We start from the raw sequence: 25,505 nt of genomic DNA, 5'->3' as shown, positions 1-25,505 counted from the left end.
CAATCTTATGTCGAGATGTTGGTCCCCTATATATGAACGACCGAGGCGTCGTAGTAACCGACGACACGAGGGGCCTCGTCGACGGCGACGAGCTAATCGACGCATTGGGAATCGACGAGTCAGAACGGGAGTGGCGCAAGTCCTTCGTTCGCCTCACGGAGGCGGACAAAGAGCGGATGCGTGCGCTCGAACCGACGTTCGACGAAATAGCCGATGAGATCGTCGACGAGTTTTACGACCACCTGACGAGCGATCCTCGGGCCACTGAGGTCCTCGGTCGGTCGAGCAAGGGCGTCGATCAACTGAAAAAGACCCAATCACAGTATCTGCGCTCGCTCGCCAGCGGCGAGTACGGCCAGGACTACTTCGCCCAGCGCGCTCGCATCGGCAAGATCCACAATATGTTGGATATGGGGCCGAAGTTCTATCTCGGCGCGTACAGCATCTACTACGACGGTCTGATGTCGGCTATCGGGGATGCGGTCAAAGAGGAGTTCGGTGGGTCCGCTCAGAGCGACACGGCTCAATCTGCTTCCACGACGCAGTCCGGTGGGGACGACCCCGACGACGCAAACGACGGTCTGTTCTCACGGATTGTCGGCGGCGCGAACGGACGCGAGGACGAGGACGGAGCGGGCGGTGCCGACGCTGCTGCCGACGCCGACACGAACGGCGACGTCGACGCCGCAGTCGACGCCGTGGTCGACCGGGCCAGTTCTCTCCTCAAAGTGCTCGCGATCGATCAGCAGATCGCGATGGACACCTACATTCACGCCTACAGCGAGGAGGCGCGCCGCGAGGCGGAACACCGCGAGGAGTTGGCCCGCGAGGTCAAACAGGACCTCAAAGACCCGATCGAAGACGTCTCCTCGGCCTCGTCGGTCGTCGCCGAACGCTCCGCGACGATCCGCGACATCGCAAACGACCAGGCGGACGATATGGAGGAGGTCGCCGCGGAGGTCTCACAGATGAGTGCGACCGTCGAGGAGATCGCTGCGACCGCCGAGGACGTCGAAAACACGAGCGACGAGGCGGTCTCGCGCGCGCGATCCGGCGAGACCGCCGCCGACGAGGCGATCGACGTGATGGAGGAAGTCGCAGACGCCGCGAACCAGGCCTCGGCCGATCTCGAACGACTCCAGGCGCAGATCGACGAGGTCGACGAAGTCATCGAAGCGATCGACGAGATCGCAGAGCAGACGAATCTGCTCGCGCTGAACGCCTCGATCGAGGCGGCGCGGGCGGGCGAGGCCGGCGACGGATTCGCCGTCGTCGCCGACGAGGTGAAACAACTCGCCGAGGAGTCCCGACAGCGCGCAAGCGACGTCGAGGAGACTGTCGGTCGCGTCCAGACCGACGCCGCCGAGACGATCGAGAGCCTCTCGGAGACGACCGACAAACTGCACGAGGGTATCGACCGCGGCGAGGACGCGATGGACAGCCTCGACGAGATCGTCGACGCAGTCGAGCGAACGACCGAAGGAATCGCCGAGGTCGCGACCGCGACCGACGAGCAGGCGGTCAGCGCCGAGGAGGTGACGGCGATGGTCGAGACGACGCGCGAGCGCTCCGAGGAGATCGCAGACCGCGTCGACGACGTCGCGGAAGCCAGCCGCGAACAGACCCAGCGGATGGACACGATTCAGGACGCCGCAGATCGCCTCGTTACGGCCGATGGCGACACCGAGTCGACGGACTCCGGAGGGGGTGGGATGCCCTCTGACCTCGATTTCGACGCCGAACCGCCGGCTGGAATCGACACGTCGGACGCGGATGGCCCACCGCGTGACGTCCTCTCGAACGGCAGCTCGATGGAGAACGGCGAGGACTCTGAATCCGACGAGTCGTTCGCGTTCGTGGGAACCGATGGCGGCGTCTCTGTTAGCGGGCCCGGAGACGAGACGGACCGATCCGACAAATAGCGCTCTCTCGCTCTTCTACCCGCCAGGGAACCGACCTCAGTCGTCGTCCGCTGCAGCAGCGGCGTCGGCTGCGTCCTGCTCGATGCTCGGTGGGTAGACGCCGCGCTTCAGCTTCAGGTCGCTCTGCGGGCGGGCCATACACGTCAGCGCGTAGTCTTCGCGCTCCTCGTCGGTGAGCCCACGTGCGGCGGGTTGGGTGACCTCGCCCTCGACGATCTCCGCCGAACAGGCGAGACACATCCCGACGCGACAGGAGTACTCCTGAGCGATGCCCGCTTCGAGACAGGCCTTGAGGATCGTCTGCTTGTCCGACACGTCGACGGTCTCGCCGGTGCCGACGAACTCGACGGTGTACTCGGTCATACCTCGCCGTTCGGTGGACCGTTTCAAAACTCTTTGCGAAGCGGTCGCGTCCCGGTCGTGTCGGCGTGTCGACCGGATTATGCCTCGTCGACTGCGGGGCCGCCGTCGGCTTCTGCCTCTTTGTCCCCCGAGCGGACCGTCATCACCGGCGCGTCGGCGGTGCGGACGACCTTCTCGGCAACGCTCCCGAGGAGGAAGCGACCGACGCCGGTTCGGCCGTGCGTCCCCATCACGACGAGGTCGATTCCTTCCTCGGCCACGTAGTCGACGATGACGCGGTGTGCGATACCCGTCTCGACAGTCGTGACGACGTCCACGCCGGCCTCTTCGCCGCGCTCTTCGACCTCCTCGACCGCGGTGTTGCCTTCCTCTTGAAGGGCCTCGATGACGATATCCGAGCCCATCTCCAGTGAGGAGTACGCACCCGTGTCGACGACGTACAGTGCGTGTACCGTCGCGTCGTACTGTTTCGCGAGTTCGATGGCGTGTTCGACTGCGCCCTCGGTCGCGGCGCTTCCGTCAGTCGGAACGAGAATCTTGTCGTACATCGTCTCACCCGGCCCTACGTCGCGAAGGTTTTAGAAGGTACGCTCGATTGTCATTCGGTTTCGCCGGCCGTCTCTCCGTCCTCGTCGACAGCTACTCGTCCTCGGCTCCGGTAGCCTCGTCGGCCCCGGCCGACTGGTCGACCTGCGGCTCGTACGTTCCCGGTGCGTTCTCGGCGGTCATCGCCTCAGGGTCGTCGCCGCGGAATCGAAGGATGGCCGCCTCGCAGGCCTGCAAGCCGTCGACGCGCTCGACGCCTTCACCGAGGCTGACGGTCTCGACGACGGTCCACGACTCCGCGTCGGCGTCGAAGGCGAGGCCTTTCACCCACTCTCCGGTGGCGACGAGCACGCCGGAGGCGCGGCCCTCGTCCTCGATCGGGACGGCCAGTTCGAGCGCCTCGGCGTCGTTCAGTTGGAGCAGTTCCTGGGGTTCTAGCGGCCGCGGCGGCAGCGCGTCGACGACGGTCATACCCGCGCTGGGTCGGGACGCCGTTTGTGCGTTGCGGATCGGGTCGGTGACCGTGGTCGTTGACGATGGGCACACGGTCGGTGTCGGCGGCCTCTGGATCACAAAGTTTCTACCCTCCGGGCCGCGAGGGACCGCTATGTCTCGCGAGGGCGACGCCGCGCCCGGAGGTTCCGATCGAACGCCGGTGTCGGCGTCGCTCGCCGGCCTCTCGTTCCGACGTGACCGCGTTCTCGGCGTCGTCGTCGCCCTCGCGTTCGCTGGTCTCCTCGTCCGACTCGTCGGTCTCGGCGCGCGCCCGTTTCACTGGGACGAGGCGCGCGTCGGCTACTGGACGCTCCGCTATCTCGACACCGGCGCCTACCAGTACCGTCCGATCGCCGGCGGCCCGCTGCTCCCGCTCGTCGGCCGCACGCTGTTCGCCCTCGTCGGCGTCTCAGAGTGGGTCGCCCGACTCCCTATCGCCGTCCTCGGGGCGGCGCTCCCGCTCGTCGCACTGCTCTTTCGCGACCGTCTCGACGACGCCGAAACGGTCCTGTTCGCCGCTCTCCTCGCGTTTCAGCCACTCGTCCTCTACTACTCGCGTTTCCTCCGCGGCGACGTGCCGCTTGCGCTGTTCGGCTTCGCGTTCGTCGGCTTCGCCCTGCGGGCGTGGGATCGCGACAGCCGACGCGACGCGTACGCTGCTGCGGTCGCGCTGTCGCTCGCGGCGTCCGCTTCGGGGTTCGTCGCCGGCTATCTCTGCTGTTGGCTCGCAGCGTGGGTCCTCGTCGTCGAGCAGCACAGCGTCGCCGCCGACGGCGGAGCGAGCGCCCGGGCGGCGGCGGCAGCGCTCCGAGCGCGACTCGCTGGGACGACGACGGAGGCCGCCCGCGCCGCGCTGCTTTTCGTCGGCACGACGGTCTTTCTGTTCGCGCCCCGCGCAGGTCCCGGCGTCGACGTCGGACTCTACGATCCGACGGAGTTCCACCTCGCGATCTACGAGGGGACGGTCGGCGCGCTCTGGCGCTTCGTCGGCGTCCGCGTCGTCAACCGCTATCCCGACGGCACGCACTCGCTGCTCCCGTACCTCGGCGACGCGGCCGGGACCCTGACTGCGGTCGCGCTCCCGGTCGTCGCGGTCGGCGTCGGAACCACGCTCTGGGTGCGCTACGCGTCGGCCCGCCGGCCGCTGATCGAGGGCGTCGGCTACTGGGGGCTTCTGGCGGTCGTCCTGTTCCCGACGATCGCGGAGGTCTCCGCCCCGTGGACGCTCGTGCACGTCGTCGTCCCGCTGTCGCTCCCCGCAGCGGTCGGCTTCGCCGCGTTCCTCCGCCGCGGGGCCGCTGCCGCATCCGGCCCCGACGTCGATACCGGAACCGTCGTCGCGGTCGCCCTCGTCGTCCTTTCGGTCGTCGCGCAGGTGGGTACCGTCACCGCCGGAACCGTCTACGGGCCCTCCGACCGCGACAACCGACTCGCGCAGTTCGCCCAGCCGAGCGACGACCTCGAACCGATCGAAGCGGCGGCACGCGCTGCTGCCGACGGCGACTCGTCGACGGCCGAGGTTCTCTACGTCGGTGCGGCGTACCACGTCCCGCCTGACCGGACGACCCGGTTCCCGCCGGTGGGCGACGCCTGGGGGAACCGACTGCCGCTGCCGTGGTACGTCGAAGCGGCGGGCGCGGACGCGACGAGTACGGCGAACGTCTCGACGTTCGATTCGGCGTACGCGAACGCGTCGGCGCCGCCGGTCGTGATCGCTGCGCCCACACATCACACCGAACTCGCGGAGCGACTCGGCTCTGACTACGAGGCGACGACGTACCGCCTTGGTCTGTGGAACCGCGAGGTCGTCGTGTTCACGGCCCCAGAGAAACGATGACCCATCCGTCGGAATCAAACTGCCCCATTTATACCAACAGTAGCCAAAGTCCACTTGGTATGACTGGCGGGATACGGGTGTTGCACGTCGACGACGACCCCCACTTCTTAGACCTCACGTCGACGGTGCTCGCTCGGCAGGACGACCGCCTAGAAGTCGTCACTGAATCTGTCGCGGCCGGCGGTCTCGAACGGCTCACGGACGGCGCGGCGTCGTTCGACTGCGTCGTCTCGGACTATCAGATGCCCGAAATGAACGGGCTCGAACTGCTGGAGGCGGTCCGCGAGCAGGATCCCGACCTCCCGTTCATCCTCTTCACTGGCGAGGGGAGCGAGTCGCTCGCGAGCGACGCCATCACACGCGGCGCGACGGACTACCTCCGGAAGGGAACACAAAGCGAGCAGTACGAACTCCTCGCCAACCGGATCACGAACGCCGTCGAACGGTACCGTAACGCCCAGCGTGCGGCCGAGCTCGAACGTATCCGTCGCGTGCGCAGCGAGATCAATCGGGCCGTCGTACACGCTGACACCCGAACGGAGATCGAACGCCAAACGTGCCGGCTCATCAGCGAGGCCGATCCCTATCGCTTCGCGTGGATCGGCAGGCACGACGCGGACGCGAACGCCGTCGAACCCGTCGCCGCCGCGGGCGTCGATCAGGGCTATCTAGATGCCATCGAGATCACGACCGACAGCGGTCTAGAAGAGCCCGGTCCCACCGCGAACGCCGTCCTGACGCGGGAATTCTCGGTCGTACAGAACATCCCGGAAGACGCGAGGTACGAACCGTGGCGCGCCCCCGCGCTCGACCGCGGCTATCGGTCCAGCGCGGCCATTCCGATGGTGTACGACGACGGCCTCTACGGCGTTCTCAACGTCTATGCGGACCGAACGAACGCCTTCGACGCGCAGGAACGCGACCTCCTCACGGAACTGGGCGAGGACGTCGCACACGCACTCCACCGCGTCGATGCCGACGCCCACCGCGAGCGCTACGCGCGATTACTCGATGCGTCCTCGGCCGGCATCTTCCGAGCGCCCCCCGATCCGAACGGCCAGATCGTCGAGGCGAATTCGACGCTCGCGACGTTACTCGGCGCTGACACTCCCGAAGGAGTCGCGGGGCACGCCGTCGAGGACTTCGTTCGGGAGGCAGCAGACCTGGCCGAACTACGTCGTCGACTCGACCGCGACGGAGTCGTGCAGAACTACGACGTGCCGATTCGGACGCTGACGGGCGAACACCGCTGGGGATCTCTCACCCTTCTGAAGACCGAAGAATCCGACGGCACGTACGTCGATGGAATCGTCCGAGACGTCACAGAACGCAAAGACCGCGACCGCTCGCTTCGGCTCTTTCGGGAGGCCATCGAAGCGTCGGGGCACTCGGTGTACTTCACGAAGCGAGACGGCACGATCGTCTACGTGAACCCGGCGTTCGAACAGACTACGGGATACGACGCCGACCAAGTACTCGGACAGAACCCGCGGATCCTGAAGTCCAACGAGCACGATCGGGAGTTCTACGAGGAGTTGTGGGGGACGATTCTGGACGGCGACGTCTGGCGAAGCGAGATCGTCAACAAGACGAAATCCGGCGATCGATACGTCGTCGATCAGACTATCGCCCCGGTCGAAAGCGAGGGCGGCGATATCGAGCGCTTCGTCGCGGTCAACGCCGATATCTCCGAACAGAAGGAGCGCCAACAGGAACTCGAACGGAGCAGAGAACGGCTCCGGGCGCTCTTTGAGGAGTCGCCGGACGCGATCACCGTCCACGATGCCGAGGGGAACGTCGTCGACGTCAACCGACAGAACGTCGAGAACCTCGGCTACTCACGGGAGGCGCTGCTCTCGATGAACGTCGCCGAAATCGAGGCGGACCACTCCGCCGACGAACTCCGGACCGTCTGGGACGACGCCGCCATCGGAGAGCGGATAAAGCTTCAGGGTCGGCACCGGCGACGCGACGGCACGACCTTCCCCGTCGAGGTCTGGATCACGAAGATCAGATTTCACGGCAACGAGCGGTTCATCGCGTTCAGCCGCGACGTCTCCGAGCGTCACGAGTACGAACAGGAACTCGAACGGCAGATCGACCGCCTCGAACAGTTCGCCACGGTCGTCAGCCACGACCTGCGCAATCCGCTGAACGTGGCCGAAGGGCGGATCGATCTGGTCCAGTCCGAACGTGCGGGTGACCGCCCGAGCGCGGGGGCCGGAGCGGAGCATCTGGACGTCGCCGCGGAGGCGCTCAAACGGATGGAGGAACTGATCGAAGACCTGCTCGTGCTGGCGCGCGAAGGGGGTCGCGCGAACGCTACCGACGCCGTCGCACTCGGCAACCTGATGGACGAGTGCTGGCGAACCGTCTCGACGGCGGAGGCGTCGCTCGTGATCGACACGGACCGCACGATAATCGCGGATCCGGCGCGGCTCCGGCAACTGTTCGAGAACCTCCTCCGCAACGCCATCGAACACGCGGGCGAAGACGTGACGATCACGATCGGCGACGTCGACGGCGGCTTCTACGTCGCCGACGACGGCCCCGGAATCCCCGCCGAGGAGCGCGAGGACGTGTTCGCGACCGGCTACTCGACGGCGGACGACGGGCCCGGGCTCGGGCTCAATATCGTCGATCAGATCGCCGAAGCACACGGCTGGACCGTCACCGTCACCGATAGCGAAACCGGCGGGGCGCGATTCGAGATCACGGGCGTCGAAATCCAGGAGTGAGAGCGGTTCGGGCCTGCGAGGAGAGGAGACCGTTCAGCGGAAGCCCATCGCTTCGATCTGCTCTTGGTAGCGATTCCGGATGGTGACTTCCGTCACCTGCGCGACGTCGGCGACCTCGCGCTGGGTCTTCTTCTCGTTGCAGAGCAGTGACGCTGCATAGATCGCCGCGGCCGCGAACCCCGTCGGCGACTTCCCCGAGAGGAGGCCCTGTTCCGCGGAGACGTCGATGATCTCGGTCGCCTTCGATTGGACCTCCTCGCTCAGCCCGAGCGACGAGGCGAAGCGGGGGACGAACTGCTTTGGGTCGACCGGCTTCAGTTCGAGGCCGAGTTCCTGGGAGATGTAGCGATACGTCCGACCGATCTCCTTCTGGGGAACGCGCGAGACCTCCGCGACTTCGTCGAGCGAGCGCGGAATGCCTTCCTGCCGGCAGGCGGCGTAGAGCGCGGAGGTGGCGACGCCTTCGATGGACCGGCCGCGGATGAGGTCCTCGTTGAGCGCGCGGCGATAGATGACAGACGCGACCTCCCGTACCGATCGTGGGACGCCCAGCGCCGACGCCATCCGGTCGATCTCCGAGAGCGCGAACTGGAGGTTGCGCTCGCCTGCGTCCTTCGTCCGGATGCGCTCTTGCCACTTGCGCAATCGGTGCATCTGCGAGCGCTTCTCCGAGGAGAGCGAGCGCCCGTAGGCGTCTTTGTCCTTCCAGTCGATCGTCGTCGTCAGCCCCCGGTCGTGCATCGTCTCTGTGATCGGCGCGCCCACGCGGGACTTCGACTGCCGCTCGGAGTGGTTGAACGCCCGCCACTCGGGCCCGCGGTCGATCTGTTGTTCGTCCAAAACTAAGCCGCAGTCGTCACACACCAACTCCCCCTGATCGGCGTCCGTGACGATGTCCGACGACTCGCACTCCGGGCAGACGAGTCGCTCGTCGTCTGTCTGTTCGGTCTCCTGCTCTCGCTGGCGCTGACGACGCGAACGTTCCATTATAAGGTTTGTGGTGAAGGGCCTATTTAAGCCTTTGTGACAGAATCTCTAGACTACTCTGCGAACGCGACCCCCAAGCGGTATATTCCCCGGCCACTCGATGGCAGGTATGCGCGCTGTAACCCTCGTCGTCCTGCTTCTCGTGGTCGCCTCCGGCTGTCTCGGCGGGACGCCGGGATCGGGTACCGGCCCGGCGGAATCGGCGGCCACCGCGACGCCGACGACTGGCAGCACGGCCACCGCGGCGCCGGTCGAGGGCGACGACGTCACGGTCACGGAGGTCGTCGACGGCGACACGATAAAAGTCGCGTATCCGAACGGGACGCGCGAGACTGTCCGGTTGCTGGGCGTCGACACGCCCGAGGTGTACGGCGAGAACACCCCTGACGAGTTCGAGGGTATCCCCGAGACGACCGCCGGGGCGGCGTGTCTCGGCCGGGCCGGCGAGGACGCCTCGGCGTACGCGAAAGACCGACTCGCGGGCGAATCCGTGACGCTCGTCTTCGACGAGCAGTCGGACCGACGGGGCTACTACGGGCGGTTGCTCGCGTACGTCTACGTCGACGGCGAGTCGTTCAACTACGCCCTGCTCAGAGAGGGTCACGCTCGCGTGTACGACAGTACCTTTACCGAACGTGAACGATACGAGGACATGGAAGTGACGGCGCGCGAGTCCCGTCGTGGGCTGTGGTCCTGTATCGAGGGTGACGTGACGGCGACCGCGAGCGAAACTACCCCGCTCGCCGACGGTGGTGAAGGACCGCTCGCGATCGATACGATTCACGCCGACGCGGAGGGCAACGACAACGAGAATCTGAACGACGAGTACGTCGTCTTCCGTAACGCTGGCGAGGAACGTCTCGACCTCTCGGGGTGGACCGTCACCGACGACGCAGACCACACCTACACCGTCCCCGAGGGCACCACGCTCGATCCCGGCGCGACGCTGACGCTCCGGACCGGCTCCGGAACGGACAGCGATTCGACGCTCTACTGGGGCGCCAGCGGTGCGATCTGGAACAACGACGGGGACGTGGTCACCGTCCGCGATGCGAGCGGATCGACCGTCGTTCGGCGCTCGTACTGACGCGCGACGGCAACGCCGCGTGCTCCCCGCCAGCCGAATAACTCCCCGTTTTCGAGAAGCCTTTTTGTATTATCGGAGGGTATTTCATCGCAATGAGACCGAACTTCGCGCCACACTGTCTCGCGAGCGGGAGCCTCCGCAGCGCCTCACGGAGGTGGGTCTGATGGCGACGAAGTCGGCACTGGAGACGCAACTGGCGGTCGTCGCGGGCTTCGAGGACCCGCGTGCGGACCTCGAACAGTATCCGACGCCCCCGGAGTTAGCCGCCCACGTCGTCCACGTCGCCGACCTGAACGGCGACATCGAGGACCGACTCGTCGTCGACCTCGGGACCGGAACGGGAATGTTAGCGCTCGGTGCCGCGCTCCGCGGCCCGTCCCGGGTGGTCGGCGTCGACGTCGACCGCACAGCGTTGACGACGGCCACGGCGAACCGACGACGCGTCGGGACGAAGACCTCGATCGACTGGGTGCTCGCCGACGCGACGCGCGCACCGCTTTGTCCCGCAGAACCGACGACCGTGTTGATGAATCCGCCCTTCGGCGCCCAGCGCGGCAACGAACACGCCGATCGGGCGTTCCTCGAAACCGCCGCTCGGCTCGCCGACGTGTCGTATTCGGTCCACAACGGCGGTTCACAGGAGTTCATCGAAGCGTTCGCCGCCGACCACGGCGGCGCGGTGACGCACGCCTTCCGCGCGACGCTCTCGCTCGATCGGCAGTTCGAGTTCCACGACGCGGACTCCGAAGACATCGACGCCGAGGTGTACCGGATCGAGTGGTCCGACGGCGACGAGTAAGGCGCCCCCGCTACTCGTAGGTCTCTTTCGAGAGGAGTTGCAGTCTCGTCTCGTCGTAGGAAACGAACACGCGCGAGCGGTTCCGTGTGAACGTCAGGCCGTCGACGGTAACCGACTCGTTCTTCGCGGGTAGACCCGCACTGAGTGAGTCGTTCCCCTCGGTGACCCGAAGATAGTACTGGCTCTCGTTGGGGACGACCGTCACGTTCCGCCCGGCGAGTACCGGCCCGGCAGTGACCGGATCGGACGTGTACACGACGCGCGCGGAGTCGGTGTTGCCGAGCGCGACGCGGTAGGCTGTCCGGTTGCCGAGGACGTTCCAGCCGTCGCGCTGTGCGTAGACGGTCTCGCGCCAGCCGACGCCGCCGAGACGGACGGCGACCTGGCCGTCGAACGTCAACCGGCCTTTCGGGACCGCCGTGCTCCAGATACCGCGCTGCTCGCTGCGGACGATGACGCCCGAGGTGTTGACGGCTGTCGTCTCGCCGAACGCCTCGATGTCGACCGCCGCAACGAGACCGTTCTCGACGTTCTCCGCGTAGGTCACCTCGTAGTCGCGGACGGTCAGCTCGTCGCCCGGGAGGTCGCCCGAGGTTGCCGTGTACAGATTCGCGGGCACGGCCGGCCCGGCGATGGCGGCCGTCGAGAGCAGGAGGACGCCGACGGCGACCTGCCAGTTCCGGACGACGCCGCTGTCGCCGGCGAGTTCCCAGCGAAAGAGCTCGTCGTCGCGGGCGACGACGGCGGAGGCGACGACCAGCGCCAGCAGTGCGACCAAGACGACTCCCGCGGCCCGGTAGAGGACGTACGTCTCACCGCCACGAAACCAGTAGACGGCCCACAGCGACTGTTCGGTGGCGAAGAGGAGCGTCCCGAGCCAGAGTCGCCGGGCGCTGGGACGATCGGCCCGACGTCGGGCACGGACGACGACGAGACCTACGAGGACGCCGAGCAGGAGCCCGAGTGCGTGGCCCTGAATGGCGATGTCGGCCCACCACGGCGAGATGTAGGCCGGGCGCGCGCTCCGGGTGAGGATCGGCGTCTGGAGCGCGTTGTACACCAGTCGGAGGGCTCCGCCGCCGGCGAGCGCGATCACGGTTCCGAGCGGATAGTTGACGAGCGCGGCCCCCGCGAACGCGAACACGACGCCGGAGAAGCCGATTATCGGGCCGATCGCGAAGAACGAGGTGAGCAGTCCGACCGCGAGGACGACAGCGGGAAAGATCACGAACGCGCGGACGTAGGGGTTCGTGCGCCACGACGAGAACGACTGTGAGCCTCGCTCGCGGGTGAAGTGCCCCCACGCGTACTCCGCGAGCGGAGCGAGCGTGAGCGTCCCGACGAGGTTCCCGATGAGGTGGCCCGGACCGTTGTGTGAGAACGCCGCCGAGAGCATCCCGAGCGGGTACAGGTACGACCACGCCCGGAACGGGAGCGTCACCGGCGCGTTCCAGCGGGCCCACCCGCCCTGCAAAAAGAGGTAGACCGCGAGCACGAAGCCGGCCGAGACGAGCGTTCCCCAGGGGAGACCCAGGACGAAACGCTGTCGCAACTGTGCACCGAACGCGGAGGGTTGATCGAAGAGGAACGCCGCGGTGAGAGAGAACACGAGGGCGGCTACGACCGCGACGCGCAGGAGGAGATCGACCGGGAGAGCGTCCATCGTACACCCGGAGTAGACGAGCGGTTAAGAAACTACGGCGTTTCGGATCGGCGCGATGGGACGACCGCGGCGACTCCGACGGCGACTTCCGGGAGTCGAGCGCCGACTGCAACCGATGAAAGCCGAGTGACGCTGCAGGTGCGCGCGGTGAGTCGCGTCAGCCCGTGATCGGCCGCTGTCCGACTCAGAGCTTCCCTTCTGCGTCCTTGGCGAGTTCTTCCATCCGCTTGCCGACCCGTCCGGCGTTCGAGAACTCGTCTTCGCTCATCGCCGTCGCGAGCGCGTTGCCGAGGACGAAGACCGCGTGTTTGTGCTCGCTCTTGGACTTGTGGACGTGTGAGGGGTCGACGTCGAGTTCCTCGTAGGGGTCGAAGATGCTTCCGTCGACGTCCTCGCGTGCGGCGAAGTTGTCTTTGATGATGACCATCTGCTCGTGCAGTTCCAAGAGCTCGTCCTTGTGCATAGACGTGGATACGTGAGAGGCCGTTTTAAGGATTATTGGTGGGAACTGACACGGTCGGACGCCGACCGAAGCCGTCGCTTCTCGTTCGGAGACGGGAGGGCGACCTGGCGACCTGCCGCAGCGTGTGCACCCGAGACACGTCCGATCGCGCGCTGCCGTGCGACCGAAGTTGTGAGGAGACGTGCAGACGCTCCTATCTCGTGAGGCGTGTTAGAAGACGTACTCGTCTTCGTGACCCATCATCCCGTCGTCTTCGAAGCGGTCTTCTTCGTCCATCGGGCCGCTCGTTTTGAACGCGCGAATACCCGTCGAGAGGAGCTCTGCGATGGCTTCCTCGCGGTTTACGAACTCGCCCTGATCGACGAGCTGCGCGATCTGCATCTCGAGGTGCTCGGGGACGTTGATGTTCACCTTGGGCATTTGAACGTGAGGGGGTTTGAAGGCGGGTTATTTAAACCCTGCGGCGAATATTCAGGGTATGGGAAAACATCGTTTACCAGATTCAAATATATATTTTTGTCTCGAAGATAATTATTGATGTCGGAGCTACACACTGATTCGATGACGACAACTCTCGTCGAAAGCCGGCACCGTTAGGTCGCCTCGGGCATCAGTTGCGGTATGGTCGAGGACGTCACGGACCTCTATCGGGAGTTCGGCGACCGGCGACTCCCGCCCGGACAGCACGAGACGGACGGCTTTCCAGTTCTCTCGAAGAGCGGCACCCCGTCGTGGACGCCCGAAACGTGGTCCTTCGACGTGTGGGGCGCCGTCGACGAGGATCTCTCCCTCTCGTATGCGGAGTTTCGAGAGCTGCCGTCGACGACGCAACGACAGGACTTCCACTGTGTCACCGGCTGGAGCACCTTCGACTGTGAGTTCACCGGCGTCACGTTCCCGGCGATCGCGGACCTGGCTGGCGTTCGTGACGACGCCGTCCACGTGCTGTTTCACGCGATCGACGGCTACACGACGGATCTGGCGCTCTCGGAGTGCCTCCGCGACGAGGTCCTCTTCGTCTACGAACACGACGGCGACCGGCTGGCCGAGGACCACGGCGGTCCGTTGCGAGTCGTGACGCCACACAAATACGCCTACAAGGGCGCGAAGTGGGTCGAGGGCGTGGAGTTCCTGACCGAGCCCGAACGTGGCTACTGGGAACGACGCGGCTACTCAGACACCGCAAATCCGTGGAACGAGGAGCGGTACGGCTAAATAAGTAGTACGCGAACGGGCGGCCGATTCTTCGATTTTGGTGGTATAGTCAAATAAAAGAGCGTGGCGTCCTGAAAGCCGGTAATGGAATCGTTGCGGACCGACGCGGCGGGGTATCACCTCGTCAGCCGATCGGTCCCTATCGCAGCGCCGTCGTTTCGGGCCGTGCTCCGCGAAGCCGACGCGCCGCGAACCGTCTGGAGTGCCCCCAAGGAGGCGACGGTGGTCGGGAGCGGTGCGGCGGCGACCCTGACGGCCGACGGATCGAACCGATTCGACGCGATCCGGGAAGCCGCCGAGACGCTGTTCGCCTCCGGCGACGTACACGCCGGAACGGAAGCCGCGCGACCGCGTCTGTTCGGTGGGTTCGCCTTCCACGGCGACAGTACGTCCGGCCCGCCGTGGGAGGACTTCCCCGGGGCGAGGTTCGTGTTCCCGCGCGTGCAGGTCACGTGGACGGACGGCGATGATCCCGACGCCGACGCGTGGCTGACGGTCAACGCCGTCGGCGACGACGTCGACTCGGCGGCGGTCGAAGCCCGACTCGCCGATGCACGCGAGCGGATCGAGTCGCTCCCGGACGCCGAACCGCTCGTCGACCCGCCCGGCGTCAGCGGTCGACGGCGGACCACGGCCCGCGCCGACTGGACGGCCGGCGTCGAGGCCGCGGTCGACCGAATCAACTCGGGCGACCTCAAGAAGGTCGTCCTCGCACAGGCGCTCGACGTCGACCTCGAAGACGACCTGTCGCTGCCCGACGTGTTGTCCCGCCTCGGACAGAAGTACCCCGACTGCTATCGCTTCCTGATCGAGCCCGAACCCGCAGACGGGCGGCCGCAGCCGTCGTTCTTCGGGGCGACGCCCGAACGGCTCGTCTCCGTCCGCGGTCGGACGGTCGAAACCGACGCGCTCGCGGGGACGACGGGACGCGGTGAGACGCCCGCCGAAGACGAGTGGCTGGCGCAGGAGCTCGCACGCGACGAGAAGAACGCCCACGAGCACGATCTGGTCGCCGAAACAGTCGAAGAACAACTCTCGCCGTTCGCGGCGTCCGTCAGCCCGGGCCCCCGGCGGATCAAGCGCCTCGCCACCGTCCAGCACCTCTGGACGCCGATCACGGCGACGCTCGACCGCGACGAGCACGTCCTCTCACTCGTCGAGGCGCTGCATCCGACGCCCGCTGTCGGCGGCCTCCCGCCCGAGGCGGCTCTCGAAACCATCCGCGAGACGGAGCCGTTCGACCGCGGGTGGTACGCCGCTCCGGTCGGCTGGATCGACGCCGCCGGCTACGGCACCTTCGCCGTCGCGCTCCGCTCGGCCGTGGCTCACGGCGACGTCGCGACCCTGTTCGCCGGCGTCGGCATCGTCGCCGACTCCGACCCGGACCGCGAGTGGGACGAAGTCCAGTTGAAGTACCGCCCAATTCTCGACGAACTGGAGACTGACGACACGAAATGACGCTCTGTCGACCTGTATCTCGATGACTGATCCGAATCGACCTTCGACGACCGACCCGAATCGAAACACGCTCTGGGCACGCGCGCTCGTCGACGAACTCGCTGCCGCCGGCATCGACGCGGTCTGTATCTCGCCCGGCAGCCGATCGACGCCGCTGACGGTCGCGTTCGACCGCCACGAGGACATCCACGTGTTCTCGCACCTCGACGAGCGGTCGTCGGCGTACTTCGCGCTCGGTCGCGCACGACGGACCGGCGACGTGACGCCGCTGGTCTGCACGTCGGGGACGGCGGCCGCGAACTACCACCCGGCGGTGATCGAAGCCTCTCAGTCCCGCGTCCCGATGCTGCTGCTGACGGCGGACCGTCCCCCCGAAATCCGCGATTCCGGCGCGAATCAGACGATCGACCAGGAGAAGCTCTACGGCGACGCCGTCCGCTGGTACCGCGACGTCGCCGAACCGGAAGCGACGCCGCGAAAACTCCGCTCGCTCCGGACGACGACGGCGCGCGCGGTCACGAAAGCGACGGGCACTCCGGCGGGGCCAGTCCACCTGAACTTCCCGTTCCGCAAGCCGCTGGAGCCGACGCCGGTCGAAGGCGACGTGCCGACTGATCTCCCCGAGAGCGCCACGGCGGGGCGGGACGGCGCCTTCGTCGACACGACAGCCGGCGCACCTGAACTCGGCGACGACGCGTTACGTACACTCGCCGAGAAGTTCTCTGAACCGCGCGGCCTGCTCGTCGTCGGGCCCTCGGACTCGCCCGGTGTCGACCCAGAAGCCGTCGCGGCGTTCGCTCACGCCAGCGGCTTCCCGGTGCTCGCGGACCCGCTTTCGGGCGTCCGCTACGGCGGTCTCGTCCGCACGACACCTGTCGTCGGCGGGTACGACGCCTTCCTCGGCGAGCGCGTCCGCGAGGCGTGGCCCGATCCCGACGTCGTCGTCCGAGTGGGTGCGTCGCCCACGTCGAAACCGCTACGCAAGTATCTCGCGGCTGTCGACGCCGATCAGTACGTCGTCGACCCTGCCGCTGGCTGGCGTGAGGCGGAGTTCACCGCGACCGACCTCGTCGTCGCCGACCCCTCGCGGTTGCTCGGTCGGCTCTCTCGGCTCCTCGCCGGCCCCGGAAGTCGCACGTGGCAGGAGCGCTGGACCGACGCGGAGGCGGCACACGAAACGGTGCTCGACGAGCGCGACGGATTTTGCGAAGGGCGCGTGCTCGAAGACGTCGTCGACCTCGCGCCCGATCCCTCGACGATTTTCGTCTCGAACTCGATGCCGGTTCGCGATCTCGACCGCTTCGGAACGCCCACGACGAAGACGTACACCGCGCTCGGCAACCGGGGCGCCTCGGGCATCGACGGCATCGTCTCGACGGCGCTCGGGGCTGGATCGGCGACGACCGACGATCTGACGCTCGTCACCGGCGATCTGGCGTACTACCACGATATGAACGGCCTCTTGGCGCTCGGGCGGTCCGACGTCGAGGCGACGATCGTCCTCGTCAACAACGACGGCGGCGGCATCTTCCATATGCTCCCGATCGAGGCGTACGATCCGCCGTTCACCTCGCAGTTCGTGACACCGCACGGGCTCGATTTCGAACCGACCGAAGACCTGTACGACCTCTCGTTCGCGCGCGTCGAGGGCGACGACCGCGACGCCTTCCGCGACGCGTACGCCGAGGCGACGACCAGCGAGGGTTCCCACGTCGTCGAAGTCGCGACCGACGCGGAAGCGAGTCACCGCGTCCGCGATGAGCTCCGCGAGCGGACGGTCGAGCGAGTGCTCGAAGACACGACGTAACTATCGGACTCGTCCCAGCGCACGCGGATGAACGACCACGCGAACGCGACTGCGACGCGAAACGAATCTTTTTGCAGATTCCCGCCGGTCTCCCGGTATGGTCTCGGAACTCTTCGACGCGACGCGCTGGGAGCAGGTCGACGGCGCTGACGCGTTCGACGACATCACCTATCACCGCGCGAGCGACGTCCCCGTCGTCCGCATCGCCTTCAATCGTCCGGAAAAACGCAACGCGTTCCGCCCGGGCACGGTCGACGAACTCTACGCCGCGCTGGATCACGCCCGCAAGCAGGCCGACGTCGGGTGCGTCCTCCTGACCGGTAACGGGCCGTCGCCAAAGGACGGCGGGTGGGCGTTCTGCGCCGGCGGTGATCAGTCCGTCCGCGGCGAGTCGGGCTACGAGTACCGCGACGACGACGAGGCCGACGAGGGCGACGACCCGCTCGTCAAGGAGGCGAAAGCGGGCCGACTCCACATCCTCGAAGTTCAGCGTCTCATCCGATTTATGCCCAAGCCCGTCGTCGCCGTCGTGCCCGGGTGGGCCGTCGGCGGCGGCCACTCGCTGCACGTCGTCTGCGATCTGACGCTCGCCTCCGAAGAGCACGCGAAGTTCCTCCAGACCGACCCCGACGTCGCGTCCTTCGACGGCGGGTTCGGCTCGGCGTACCTCGCGAAGCAGGTCGGCCAGAAGAAGGCCCGAGAGGTGTTCTTCCGCGGGAAAACGTACTCTGCGGAGGAGGCCGTCGAGATGGGAATGGCGAACGAAGCGATCCCGCACGAGGACCTCGAGGACGTCGCCCTCGAGTGGGCCGCAGAGATGACCAATAAATCGCCGACTGCGATACGAATGCTCAAATACGCGTTCAATATGACCGACGACGGCCTCGTCGGCCAGCAGGTGTTCGCCGGCGAAGCGACGCGACTCGCCTATATGACCGAGGAGGCGCAGGAAGGCCGCGACGCCTTCTTGGAGAAGCGCGATCCGGACTTCAGTCAGTATCCCTGGCACTACTAATCCACCTTTTTCCACGGTGGGTTTCCTCGCGGCGCGTCGCGCCGCTGCGGGAACCCACCGTCTAAAAACTGGAGGGAAAAACCCGCTCGCTCGGCCTACGGCCTCGCTCGCGGTACATTTAGTCGAGAACGGATCAGGACCCAGCGGACAACAACACTAACTCTCGCTATTCGACGCAGCTATACGAGGTTTCCACGTGTTCGCCCGTCATCGACCGACATCGTACGATCGGCTGTGTCGGCAGATGCAAACGCTACTGAAGTGAAGTGTCGCCGCGCTTCGCGCGGCGTTCACCGCGAGGCGAGCGAAGCGAGCCGAGCGGCTTTTTCCCTCCAGGTTTTTTGGCCGGGGTCGAGCGCTGCCGCAGGCAGCGCGAGGCCCCGGTGAAAAAAGGTGGATGGGAAGTTTCACAGCACCTCCGTCCTGACAGTTCGACAATGAGCACGCAGGACATCACGCGACGGGAGGCGTGGGTAATCGCCGCCCGTCCGCAGACGCTTCCGGCGGCGGCCTCGCCGGTCGTCGTCGGTGTCGGCCTGGCGCTCCACGACGGCGTCTTCGCCGTCCTGCCCGCACTCGCGGCGCTCGTGGGGGCCGGCTTGATCCAGATCGGGACCAACTTCGCCAACGACTACTACGACGCGATCCAGGGCGCAGACACCGAAGAGCGCGAGGGGTTCACCCGCGTCACGGCTGGCGGCCTCATCGATCCCGCGAGCGTCAAGCGGGCGATGTACCTCACGTTCGCCGCGTCGATCTTGCTCGGCACGTACCTCGTCTACGTCGGCGGCGTACCGATCGTCGTGATCGGCCTACTCTCTGTCGCCTCGGGAATCGCCTACACCGGCGGCCCGTACCCGCTCGGCTACCACGGGCTCGGCGACCTCTTCGTCTTCATCTTCTTCGGCCTCGTCGCCGTCGCCGGGACGTACTACGTGCAGGCTGCAGCTGTACTTGCAGGGCCACTACCGGTCGGTATCCCGTCGGAGACGCTCCCCGTCGCTGTCGTCGTCGCGGCGCTCCCGGTCGCGGCGCTCTCGACGAACATTCTCGTGGTCAACAACGTCCGCGACAAAGAGGAGGACGCCACGACGGGTAAACGGACGCTCGCCGTCCGGTTCGGGTACGGCTTCGCTCGCGCGGAGTGGATCGCGATGCTCGTGCTCGCGTACGCGGCTCCGCTGTGGTTCCTTCGACAACCGGGATTCACGCTCGGCGTCGCGCTCCCGTATCTCACGATTCCGTTAGCGCTCGACATCACGCGGACGATGCTCACCGAGACGGCTGGTGAGGTACTGAATCCCACGCTCGAACGAACGGGTCGACTGCTCGCCGGATACGCCGTCCTGTTCGCTGTTGGGCTCTCGCTCACCGGGCTCCCGCTGTGATGCGTTACGAGCCGTTCTCACTCCGACTGGCGTCCCCACTCGACACCGCGGCCGGCCGTATCGAGCGCCGCGATGGATTTCTCGTCCGCGTCGAACGTGACGGCGTCGACGGAGTCGGCGAGGCGACGCCGCTCGCGGGCTGGACCGAATCGTACGAGGCGTGTGACGACGCGCTCGCCGAGGTAGCATCTGGAACGCACGAAGCAGAGACAACGATAGCGGCCACCGAACTGTCTGCGGAAGCGCGACCCGCCGCACGGCACGGCCTCGAACTCGCGACAGTCGACGCGGAGGCTCGCGCCGCCGGTGAGTCGCTCGCGACGTACCTCGCTTCCGATTCGCCCGCAACGTCCGTTCCGGTCAACGCCACCGTTGGTGACGGAACAGTGGAGAAGACAGCGGCGGCGACCCGGGAAGCCGTCGATGATGGCTACCCCGCGGTGAAAGTGAAGGTAGGCGCGAGACCTCCCGAGGAAGACGAGGCGCGACTTCGCGCGGCTCGGGACGTTGCCGGCGAACACGTCGAACTCCGCGCGGACGCGAACGGTGCGTGGACTGCGTCGACCGCGCGACGGATGCTCGACATCGCGGCCGATCTCGGCTTCGCGTACGTCGAACAACCGTTGCCGGCAAACGACATCTCGGGGCACGCCGAACTGCGCGGTCGGGGCGTCGACGTCGCACTCGACGAGTCGCTAGCAGCGGTCGGCCCTGACGAGATCCTCGACGCCGGCGCGGCAGACGTACTCGTCTGCAAGCCGATGGCGCTCGGGGGGCCGCGCCGCACGCTGGAGGTCGCCCGCCGAGCCGCGAGGCGGGGTGTCGACACCGTCGTCACGACCACCATCGACGCGGTCGTCGCGCGCGTCGGCGCGCTACACGTCGCCGCTGCCCTTCCAGACGTCCCCGCCTGCGGCCTCGCAACCGGGTCGCTGCTCGCAGACGACGTCGGCCCCGACCCGGCGCCGGCCGAGGACGGCGCGATGTCGGTTCCGGCAGGCCCGGGCCTCGCCGGAGAGACGTTCGAGACGCTCCGGGAATGACCGAGCCGTTCCGGGGATGACCGAGACCCTCGTGGACGGCAGCCATCCGCCCGTGAGTATAAACGGCACCGGGCCGTACACCGGATATGGCAGAAGCGACATCGGGGCAGCGTCGACTCCTGGCCGGCCTGTTCGCGTTCGCAGCACTCATCTTCGTCGGCGGTATCGTCGTCGTCGCGTTCCTCGCCGGAGCCGTTTGAAACGGCGTGCAGGGCGGGGTGGCCGAGACACCGAGTCGGTAGCGCGGAGTGGTCGGGAAACTGACCGAAAGGGATCAGCCGTCGTCCGGGCGGTGCGTGACGCCCGATCTGCTATCGGCGTCCTTCCGCCGGATCGCGGCCGCGGCGTTCGACGCGTCGTAGCCGAAGTGGACGTTTTCCGCGTATTCCTCCGCGACCTCCGTCGCGTGGACGAGATCGTCGAGGTCGAGGTCGACCGCGTACAGTTCGATCGAGAACGGCGTTTCGAGCGGGTCGAGAAGACTCTCGAACCCCTTTGCGATCGTCTCCAGCCAGTACGTCGTCGCGTAGTGCATATCGTAGAGCGGCACGACGAACTCGTCGACGTAGTCGGCCAGGGTTTCGACGTCGATGCCGGCGCGCCGGTAGAGGTGGCCGGGATACGGATCGGGATACAGCGTGAGATAGGTCCGGCCGGGAATCCGCTCGGCGGCCGCAGCGACGAAGTCCGTGATCTCGGCCGCACGCCACGCCTGTCGGTCCTCGTACTCGCTCTCTGCGAAGCGGCTCTTACAGCGGTCACAGCGGCAGTAGCCTTCGCGCGGGAACCCGACGTCGTCGAGTCTGACGTCGCCGTTCTCGGCGGCGCAGTCCTCGACGATTTCGAGGAGTCCGGCGCGGTACTCCTCGTTCGTGGGACAGACGTGAGACCAGTCGAAGTACGGCTGCTCGCGGGTCGCGCGGTTCCCCTCGGCGTCGACCGCGGCGAGGTCCGGATTCGAGTTTACGGCCGCGTTGTCGCCGAAACACGAGATCATATTCACCGCGTTCGAGAGCGGCTCTGCGGCCCGGCCGGTCACGTCTTTGACCTCGTAGAAGCCGGTGTCGAACTCGCTCCAGTCGACCTCCTCGGCGTTCCGCGTAACGATACCGTACATAGTCGGCGTTTCGCGCCGAGCGGTATCAGTCGTTCGTTCCGTCGGACCGGCCGCGGGCGGCCGTCACATAGGCTAGGGGTCAGCCAGCCGACCCTCCAAGCGATAGCCGATGCGATCTCTCGCTGTAGGTAGCTATCGCTGACGCGTCATCGTCCGTCGAAAAGGCAGGGTTCGAGTTATTCCTCGTCGATGTCGACTTCGACGGGTTCCTCGCCGCCGGAGACGACGAAGTAGACGAGTGCGATGAGCGCCAGTACCAGGATGAATTTCGCTTTTCCGGACATACTCAGAGATACATCGTCTCGGTACAAAGTCATTTCCCCTCGACGACAGGCGAAGCGTTATTTTTCCCGGACGTGATCGGGCGAGACCGGCCACTCAGTTCGCCTGAGCGAGAGTCGAGTCAGGACACGTTCAGGTGCGTGGCGACCTCGTCTTCGCGGACGATCTCGCCGCAGTAACCGCAGCGGAGGCCATCTTCGAGGACGATAAAGCGCGTCTGGACCGGTTCGTCGGCGTTCGTGATGCAGTTCCGGTTCGGGCACGCGAGCACGTCATCGACCGACTCCGGCCGCTCGATGCGCTTTTTCTCGACGACTTCGTAGTCGCGGATGATGTTGATCGTCGCCTCCGGGGAGATGACCGAGAGGACGTCGACCTCAGATTGACTCAGCTCTCGGTCTTCGACCTTCACGATGTCTTTCTTCGCGAGCTTGTCCGAGGGGACGTTCATCCCGACGGAGACGCCCTCGCCGCCGGAGCCGTCGATGCCGAGGAGCGCGAGGACGTTCAGCGCCTGTCCAGCCGCGAGGTGGTCGATGACGGTTCCGTTTCGGATCTTCGAGACGCGGAGTTCTCGGTCGGCGTCGCTCATTGGTCGTCCTCCGAGGTAGCGTTCTCAAGCAGCATATCGAGCAGCGCCATACGGACCGGGACGCCGTTGTGAGCCTGCTCGAAGTACTTCGCGTGGCTGGTCTCGTCGACTTCGGGCGCGATCTCGTCGACGCGCGGGAGCGGGTGCATCACGGTCAGCGACTCTTTCGCCCGTTCGAGGTCGTCGGTGTCGATCTGGTACTCACCGGCGACTTTCAGGTACTCGTTCTCGTCGGGGAAGCGCTCGCGCTGGATGCGGGTGACGTAGAGGACGTCGAGATCCGGGAGAACCTCCTCGAGCGAGGTGTGCTCACGGACCTGTGCGCCCTCCTCGTGGAGGTCGTAACGGACGCTCCGCGGGAGACTGAGGCTCTCGGGGCTGATGAAGTGCTGGCGGACGTCGAAGTTCGTCAACGCGGCCGCGAGCGAATGGACCGTTCGTCCGTACTTCAGATCGCCCATAATGCCGATCGTGACGTCGTCGAGACCGGCGTTCTCCCGCATCGTGTAGAGATCGAGCAGCGTCTGTGTGGGGTGCTGTCCAGCCCCGTCGCCCGCGTTGACGAGCGGGACGTCGACGAACTCGGTGGCCATCTTCGCCGAGCCCTCAAGAGGGTGTCTGAGCACGAGCGCGTCGGCGTAGCCCTCGACGACGCGCATCGTGTCGGCCAGCGTTTCGCCCTTCTTGACCGAGGAGGACTCGACCGACCCCATATCGATCGTTCGGCCGCCCAGTCGTTTCATCGCGGTATCGAAGCTCATCCGCGTACGGGTGCTCGGCTCGAAGAAACAGAGGCCGAGGACCGATCCGGCGTGCCGCCCCTGCCAGGCGTCCATATCGCCGTCGATCTCCGCCGCGCGATCGAGCACCGCCTCGATGTCTTCCCGCGACAGTTGTGTCGCGGAGATGAGGTGGTCCTGACGCATTGTATACTCCCGCGCCCGGCACGAACTTGAATCGCTCGGGTTGCTGGCGGTGTGCCGCGCGGGAGCACAGTACCGAGTGAATCGGCGTCGGAACGAACACGCGAGGCTGGACGCCCGAGTGATCGAATTCGACACAGACGAAAGAAGCGGAGTACCCGATCGGCGTGTGAACGCCCGTCTACGGCCAGTTGCCGCTGTTAGTGTAGGCGTCGACGATCCGCTGGATGGCGACGACGTAGGCCGCGACGCGGAAGTTCGGCAGGTCGTGCGTCTCGTAGGCGTCGACGAGGTCGTCGAAGGCGCTCGTGATCACCGCTTCGAGTTCGTCGTTGACGCGCTCTTCGGTCCACGAGAAGCGCTGGCGGTTCTGGACCCACTCGAAGTACGAGACGGTGACGCCGCCCGCGTTCGCGAGGATGTCCGGGACGACGAGGACGTCGCGATCGGCGAGAATGTCGTCGGCGTCGGGCGTCAGGGGGCCGTTCGCGGCCTCGACGATGATGTCGGCGTCGACGTCTTCGGCCAGGTCGGCGTCGATTGCGTTTTCGAGCGCCGCCGGGACGAGCAGGTCGACGTCGAGCGTCAGCAGATCGTCGTTCGTCATCTCCTCGACGTCGCCGTAGCCCGTCACCGAGCCGGTCTCGTTCTTGTGCTCTTTGACGGCGACGGCGTCCAGTCCGTTGGGGTCGTAGATAGCGCCTGAGGAGTCGGAGACGGCGACGATGGTTGCGCCGAGGTCCTCGATGAGTCTGGCAGCGATCGAGCCCGCGTTCCCGTAGCCCTGTACCGCGACGGTCGCGTCGCCGATGTCGCCACCCCGGTATTCGAAGGCGTCGCGAGCCGTGAGCATCGTCGAGCGACCGGTCGCCTCGACGCGGCCCTCACTGCCGCCAGAGGAGATCGCCTTTCCGGTGATGACGCCGGGAGCGGTCGTGTTTTCGAGGGTCTCGTAGGTGTCTTTGATCCAGTTCATCTCGCGCTGGCCCGTGTTCACGTCGGGTGCAGGGATGTCGCGGTCGGGGCCGACGAGCGGACGGAGCTCTTTGGCGAACGAGCGGGTGAGCCGTTCCAGTTCCGATTCCGAGTGCTCGTCGGGGTCGACGATGATGCCGCCCTTGCCGCCGCCGTACGGGATGCCGACGATGGCGCACTTGTACGCCATCCATCCGGAGAGCGCCTTGACTTCGTCGCGCGAGACGTTCGGGTGATAGCGGATGCCGCCCTTGTAGGGACCGCGGTCGCCGTTGAACTGCGAGCGGTAGGCCTTGAAGCGCCGAATCTCGCCGTCGTCCATCTCCACCGACAGGTTGGTTTCGAGCACGCGCTCGGGGTGCTTCAGGCGTTCGACGACGTCGTCGCCGACATCGAGATATGCCGCCGCGTCGTCTACTTGCTCTTGAAGGCTTTCGAACGGATTCGCTTCAGACATATTGATTCAGTCTGTCGGGGGGAGTTTAAACGCTGCTGTACAAAGCCGTGACTTGTGCCTCATAAATCGATAGAATATTTCGATTGGTTAAATTCAGGTGTCTATTAGTGTATAAAAACACTTCTAAAAGTGAACTACTATATAGTTTTATTTAAAAGTCAAGTATTGAAATATTTTGTCTGTCTAAAAGAGAAATCAACACATATGATTCGAAAGTAGCGTATTAGAATTGGATTCCTGCCTCATTCAAAATCCAAACCCATTCAAATAAACTTATATAATGTTTTGATATATTTCACCCCGGGATACAGTTGGTTTTCACACCGAAAATGT

General features: G+C 65.9%; 22 protein-coding genes. 11 read left to right on the top strand and 11 right to left on the bottom strand.

Annotated elements, in window-relative coordinates; genetic code table 11:
- Positions 1 to 32: 32 nt before the first annotated feature.
- Entirely contained in the window at positions 33 to 1,922 is a 1,890-nt protein-coding gene (locus RBH22_RS04515; protein ID WP_306676651.1) for a globin-coupled sensor protein, read from the top strand.
- Between the two features lie 36 nt (positions 1,923 to 1,958).
- Here the strand turns inward: RBH22_RS04515 and RBH22_RS04510 are convergent, their stop codons facing one another.
- The 3 genes from RBH22_RS04510 to RBH22_RS04500 all read right to left on the bottom strand — a co-directional run bounded on the left by RBH22_RS04510 (position 1,959) and on the right by RBH22_RS04500 (position 3,302).
- Positions 1,959 to 2,285 (bottom strand): 2Fe-2S iron-sulfur cluster-binding protein, encoded by a 327-nt coding sequence (locus tag RBH22_RS04510; protein WP_256290362.1) that lies wholly within the window; start codon positions 2,283 to 2,285, stop codon positions 1,959 to 1,961.
- A gap of 77 nt (positions 2,286 to 2,362) precedes the next feature.
- Entirely contained in the window at positions 2,363 to 2,833 is a 471-nt protein-coding gene (locus tag RBH22_RS04505) for a universal stress protein (RefSeq protein ID WP_306676650.1), read from the bottom strand.
- Between the two features lie 91 nt (positions 2,834 to 2,924).
- Positions 2,925 to 3,302, bottom strand: coding sequence for a hypothetical protein (locus tag RBH22_RS04500; protein ID WP_256545028.1), 378 nt, complete (start codon positions 3,300 to 3,302; stop codon positions 2,925 to 2,927).
- A 136-nt stretch (positions 3,303 to 3,438) separates the two neighbouring features.
- On the opposite strand from RBH22_RS04500, the gene RBH22_RS04495 reads away from it, so the two are divergent.
- A complete protein-coding gene (locus tag RBH22_RS04495) occupies positions 3,439 to 5,163 on the top strand; it encodes a flippase activity-associated protein Agl23 (RefSeq protein WP_306676649.1) in 1,725 nt (574 codons plus the stop codon).
- A 59-nt stretch (positions 5,164 to 5,222) separates the two neighbouring features.
- A complete protein-coding gene (locus RBH22_RS04490; protein WP_306676648.1) occupies positions 5,223 to 7,901 on the top strand; it encodes a PAS domain S-box protein in 2,679 nt (892 codons plus the stop codon).
- Positions 7,902 to 7,934: 33 nt separating this feature from the next.
- Here RBH22_RS04490 and RBH22_RS04485 read toward each other — a convergent pair whose 3' ends face one another.
- Positions 7,935 to 8,888: a transcription initiation factor IIB gene (locus RBH22_RS04485; protein WP_121570251.1), complete on the bottom strand. Its 954-nt coding sequence runs from the start codon at positions 8,886 to 8,888 to the stop codon at positions 7,935 to 7,937.
- 109 nt (positions 8,889 to 8,997) lie between these two features.
- Between RBH22_RS04485 and RBH22_RS04480 the strand changes: the two genes are divergently transcribed.
- Both RBH22_RS04480 and RBH22_RS04475 read left to right on the top strand, forming a co-directional pair.
- Positions 8,998 to 9,975 (top strand): lamin tail domain-containing protein, encoded by a 978-nt coding sequence (locus RBH22_RS04480; protein ID WP_306676647.1) that lies wholly within the window; start codon positions 8,998 to 9,000, stop codon positions 9,973 to 9,975.
- Positions 9,976 to 10,138: 163 nt separating this feature from the next.
- A complete protein-coding gene (locus RBH22_RS04475; protein WP_256545024.1) occupies positions 10,139 to 10,774 on the top strand; it encodes an METTL5 family protein in 636 nt (211 codons plus the stop codon).
- 10 nt (positions 10,775 to 10,784) lie between these two features.
- Here RBH22_RS04475 and RBH22_RS04470 read toward each other — a convergent pair whose 3' ends face one another.
- The 3 genes from RBH22_RS04470 to RBH22_RS04460 all read right to left on the bottom strand — a co-directional run bounded on the left by RBH22_RS04470 (position 10,785) and on the right by RBH22_RS04460 (position 13,320).
- The gene (locus RBH22_RS04470) at positions 10,785 to 12,437 is read right to left on the bottom strand and encodes a rhomboid family intramembrane serine protease (protein WP_306676646.1); all 1,653 of its coding nucleotides are present in this window, start codon (positions 12,435 to 12,437) and stop codon (positions 10,785 to 10,787) included.
- Positions 12,438 to 12,621: 184 nt separating this feature from the next.
- Complete coding sequence (locus RBH22_RS04465) at positions 12,622 to 12,900, bottom strand: UPF0058 family protein (protein WP_121570247.1); 279 nt, start codon at positions 12,898 to 12,900, stop codon at positions 12,622 to 12,624.
- 210 nt (positions 12,901 to 13,110) lie between these two features.
- A complete protein-coding gene (locus tag RBH22_RS04460) occupies positions 13,111 to 13,320 on the bottom strand; it encodes a ribbon-helix-helix domain-containing protein (RefSeq protein ID WP_121570246.1) in 210 nt (69 codons plus the stop codon).
- 201 nt (positions 13,321 to 13,521) lie between these two features.
- On the opposite strand from RBH22_RS04460, the gene RBH22_RS04455 reads away from it, so the two are divergent.
- The 6 genes from RBH22_RS04455 to RBH22_RS04430 all read left to right on the top strand — a co-directional run bounded on the left by RBH22_RS04455 (position 13,522) and on the right by RBH22_RS04430 (position 20,826).
- The gene (locus tag RBH22_RS04455) at positions 13,522 to 14,115 is read left to right on the top strand and encodes a sulfite oxidase-like oxidoreductase (RefSeq protein WP_256545022.1); all 594 of its coding nucleotides are present in this window, start codon (positions 13,522 to 13,524) and stop codon (positions 14,113 to 14,115) included.
- A gap of 84 nt (positions 14,116 to 14,199) precedes the next feature.
- The gene (locus RBH22_RS04450; protein ID WP_306676645.1) at positions 14,200 to 15,573 is read left to right on the top strand and encodes an isochorismate synthase; all 1,374 of its coding nucleotides are present in this window, start codon (positions 14,200 to 14,202) and stop codon (positions 15,571 to 15,573) included.
- A gap of 22 nt (positions 15,574 to 15,595) precedes the next feature.
- Positions 15,596 to 17,380 (top strand): 2-succinyl-5-enolpyruvyl-6-hydroxy-3-cyclohexene-1-carboxylic-acid synthase, encoded by a 1,785-nt coding sequence (gene menD / locus RBH22_RS04445; protein ID WP_306676644.1) that lies wholly within the window; start codon positions 15,596 to 15,598, stop codon positions 17,378 to 17,380.
- 97 nt (positions 17,381 to 17,477) lie between these two features.
- The gene (locus tag RBH22_RS04440) at positions 17,478 to 18,395 is read left to right on the top strand and encodes a 1,4-dihydroxy-2-naphthoyl-CoA synthase (RefSeq protein WP_256545019.1); all 918 of its coding nucleotides are present in this window, start codon (positions 17,478 to 17,480) and stop codon (positions 18,393 to 18,395) included.
- Between the two features lie 437 nt (positions 18,396 to 18,832).
- Positions 18,833 to 19,783, top strand: a complete 951-nt coding sequence (locus RBH22_RS04435; protein ID WP_256545018.1) for a 1,4-dihydroxy-2-naphthoate polyprenyltransferase — start codon at positions 18,833 to 18,835, stop codon at positions 19,781 to 19,783.
- Positions 19,783 to 20,826 (top strand): o-succinylbenzoate synthase, encoded by a 1,044-nt coding sequence (locus RBH22_RS04430; RefSeq protein WP_306676643.1) that lies wholly within the window; start codon positions 19,783 to 19,785, stop codon positions 20,824 to 20,826. The genes RBH22_RS04435 and RBH22_RS04430 overlap by 1 nt, the downstream gene beginning before the upstream one ends.
- A gap of 274 nt (positions 20,827 to 21,100) precedes the next feature.
- Here RBH22_RS04430 and RBH22_RS04425 read toward each other — a convergent pair whose 3' ends face one another.
- The 4 genes from RBH22_RS04425 to RBH22_RS04410 all read right to left on the bottom strand — a co-directional run bounded on the left by RBH22_RS04425 (position 21,101) and on the right by RBH22_RS04410 (position 25,172).
- Complete coding sequence (locus tag RBH22_RS04425) at positions 21,101 to 21,943, bottom strand: hypothetical protein (protein ID WP_306676642.1); 843 nt, start codon at positions 21,941 to 21,943, stop codon at positions 21,101 to 21,103.
- Positions 21,944 to 22,346: 403 nt separating this feature from the next.
- Positions 22,347 to 22,817: an aspartate carbamoyltransferase regulatory subunit gene (pyrI, locus tag RBH22_RS04420; protein WP_121570237.1), complete on the bottom strand. Its 471-nt coding sequence runs from the start codon at positions 22,815 to 22,817 to the stop codon at positions 22,347 to 22,349.
- On the bottom strand, positions 22,814 to 23,743 hold the full coding sequence (gene pyrB / locus RBH22_RS04415) for an aspartate carbamoyltransferase (RefSeq protein WP_306676641.1): 930 nt from the start codon (positions 23,741 to 23,743) through the stop codon (positions 22,814 to 22,816). The genes pyrI and pyrB overlap by 4 nt, the downstream gene beginning before the upstream one ends.
- A 178-nt stretch (positions 23,744 to 23,921) precedes the next feature.
- On the bottom strand, positions 23,922 to 25,172 hold the full coding sequence (locus RBH22_RS04410; protein ID WP_256545014.1) for a Glu/Leu/Phe/Val dehydrogenase: 1,251 nt from the start codon (positions 25,170 to 25,172) through the stop codon (positions 23,922 to 23,924).
- Positions 25,173 to 25,505: the final 333 nt, after the last annotated feature.

Origin of the sequence: Halobellus sp. H-GB7 (assembly GCF_030848585.1) — an archaeon.
In the GTDB taxonomy this organism is placed as follows: domain Archaea; phylum Halobacteriota; class Halobacteria; order Halobacteriales; family Haloferacaceae; genus Haloquadratum; species Haloquadratum inordinatus.
This window is presented reverse-complemented; position numbering and strand designations above follow the sequence as displayed.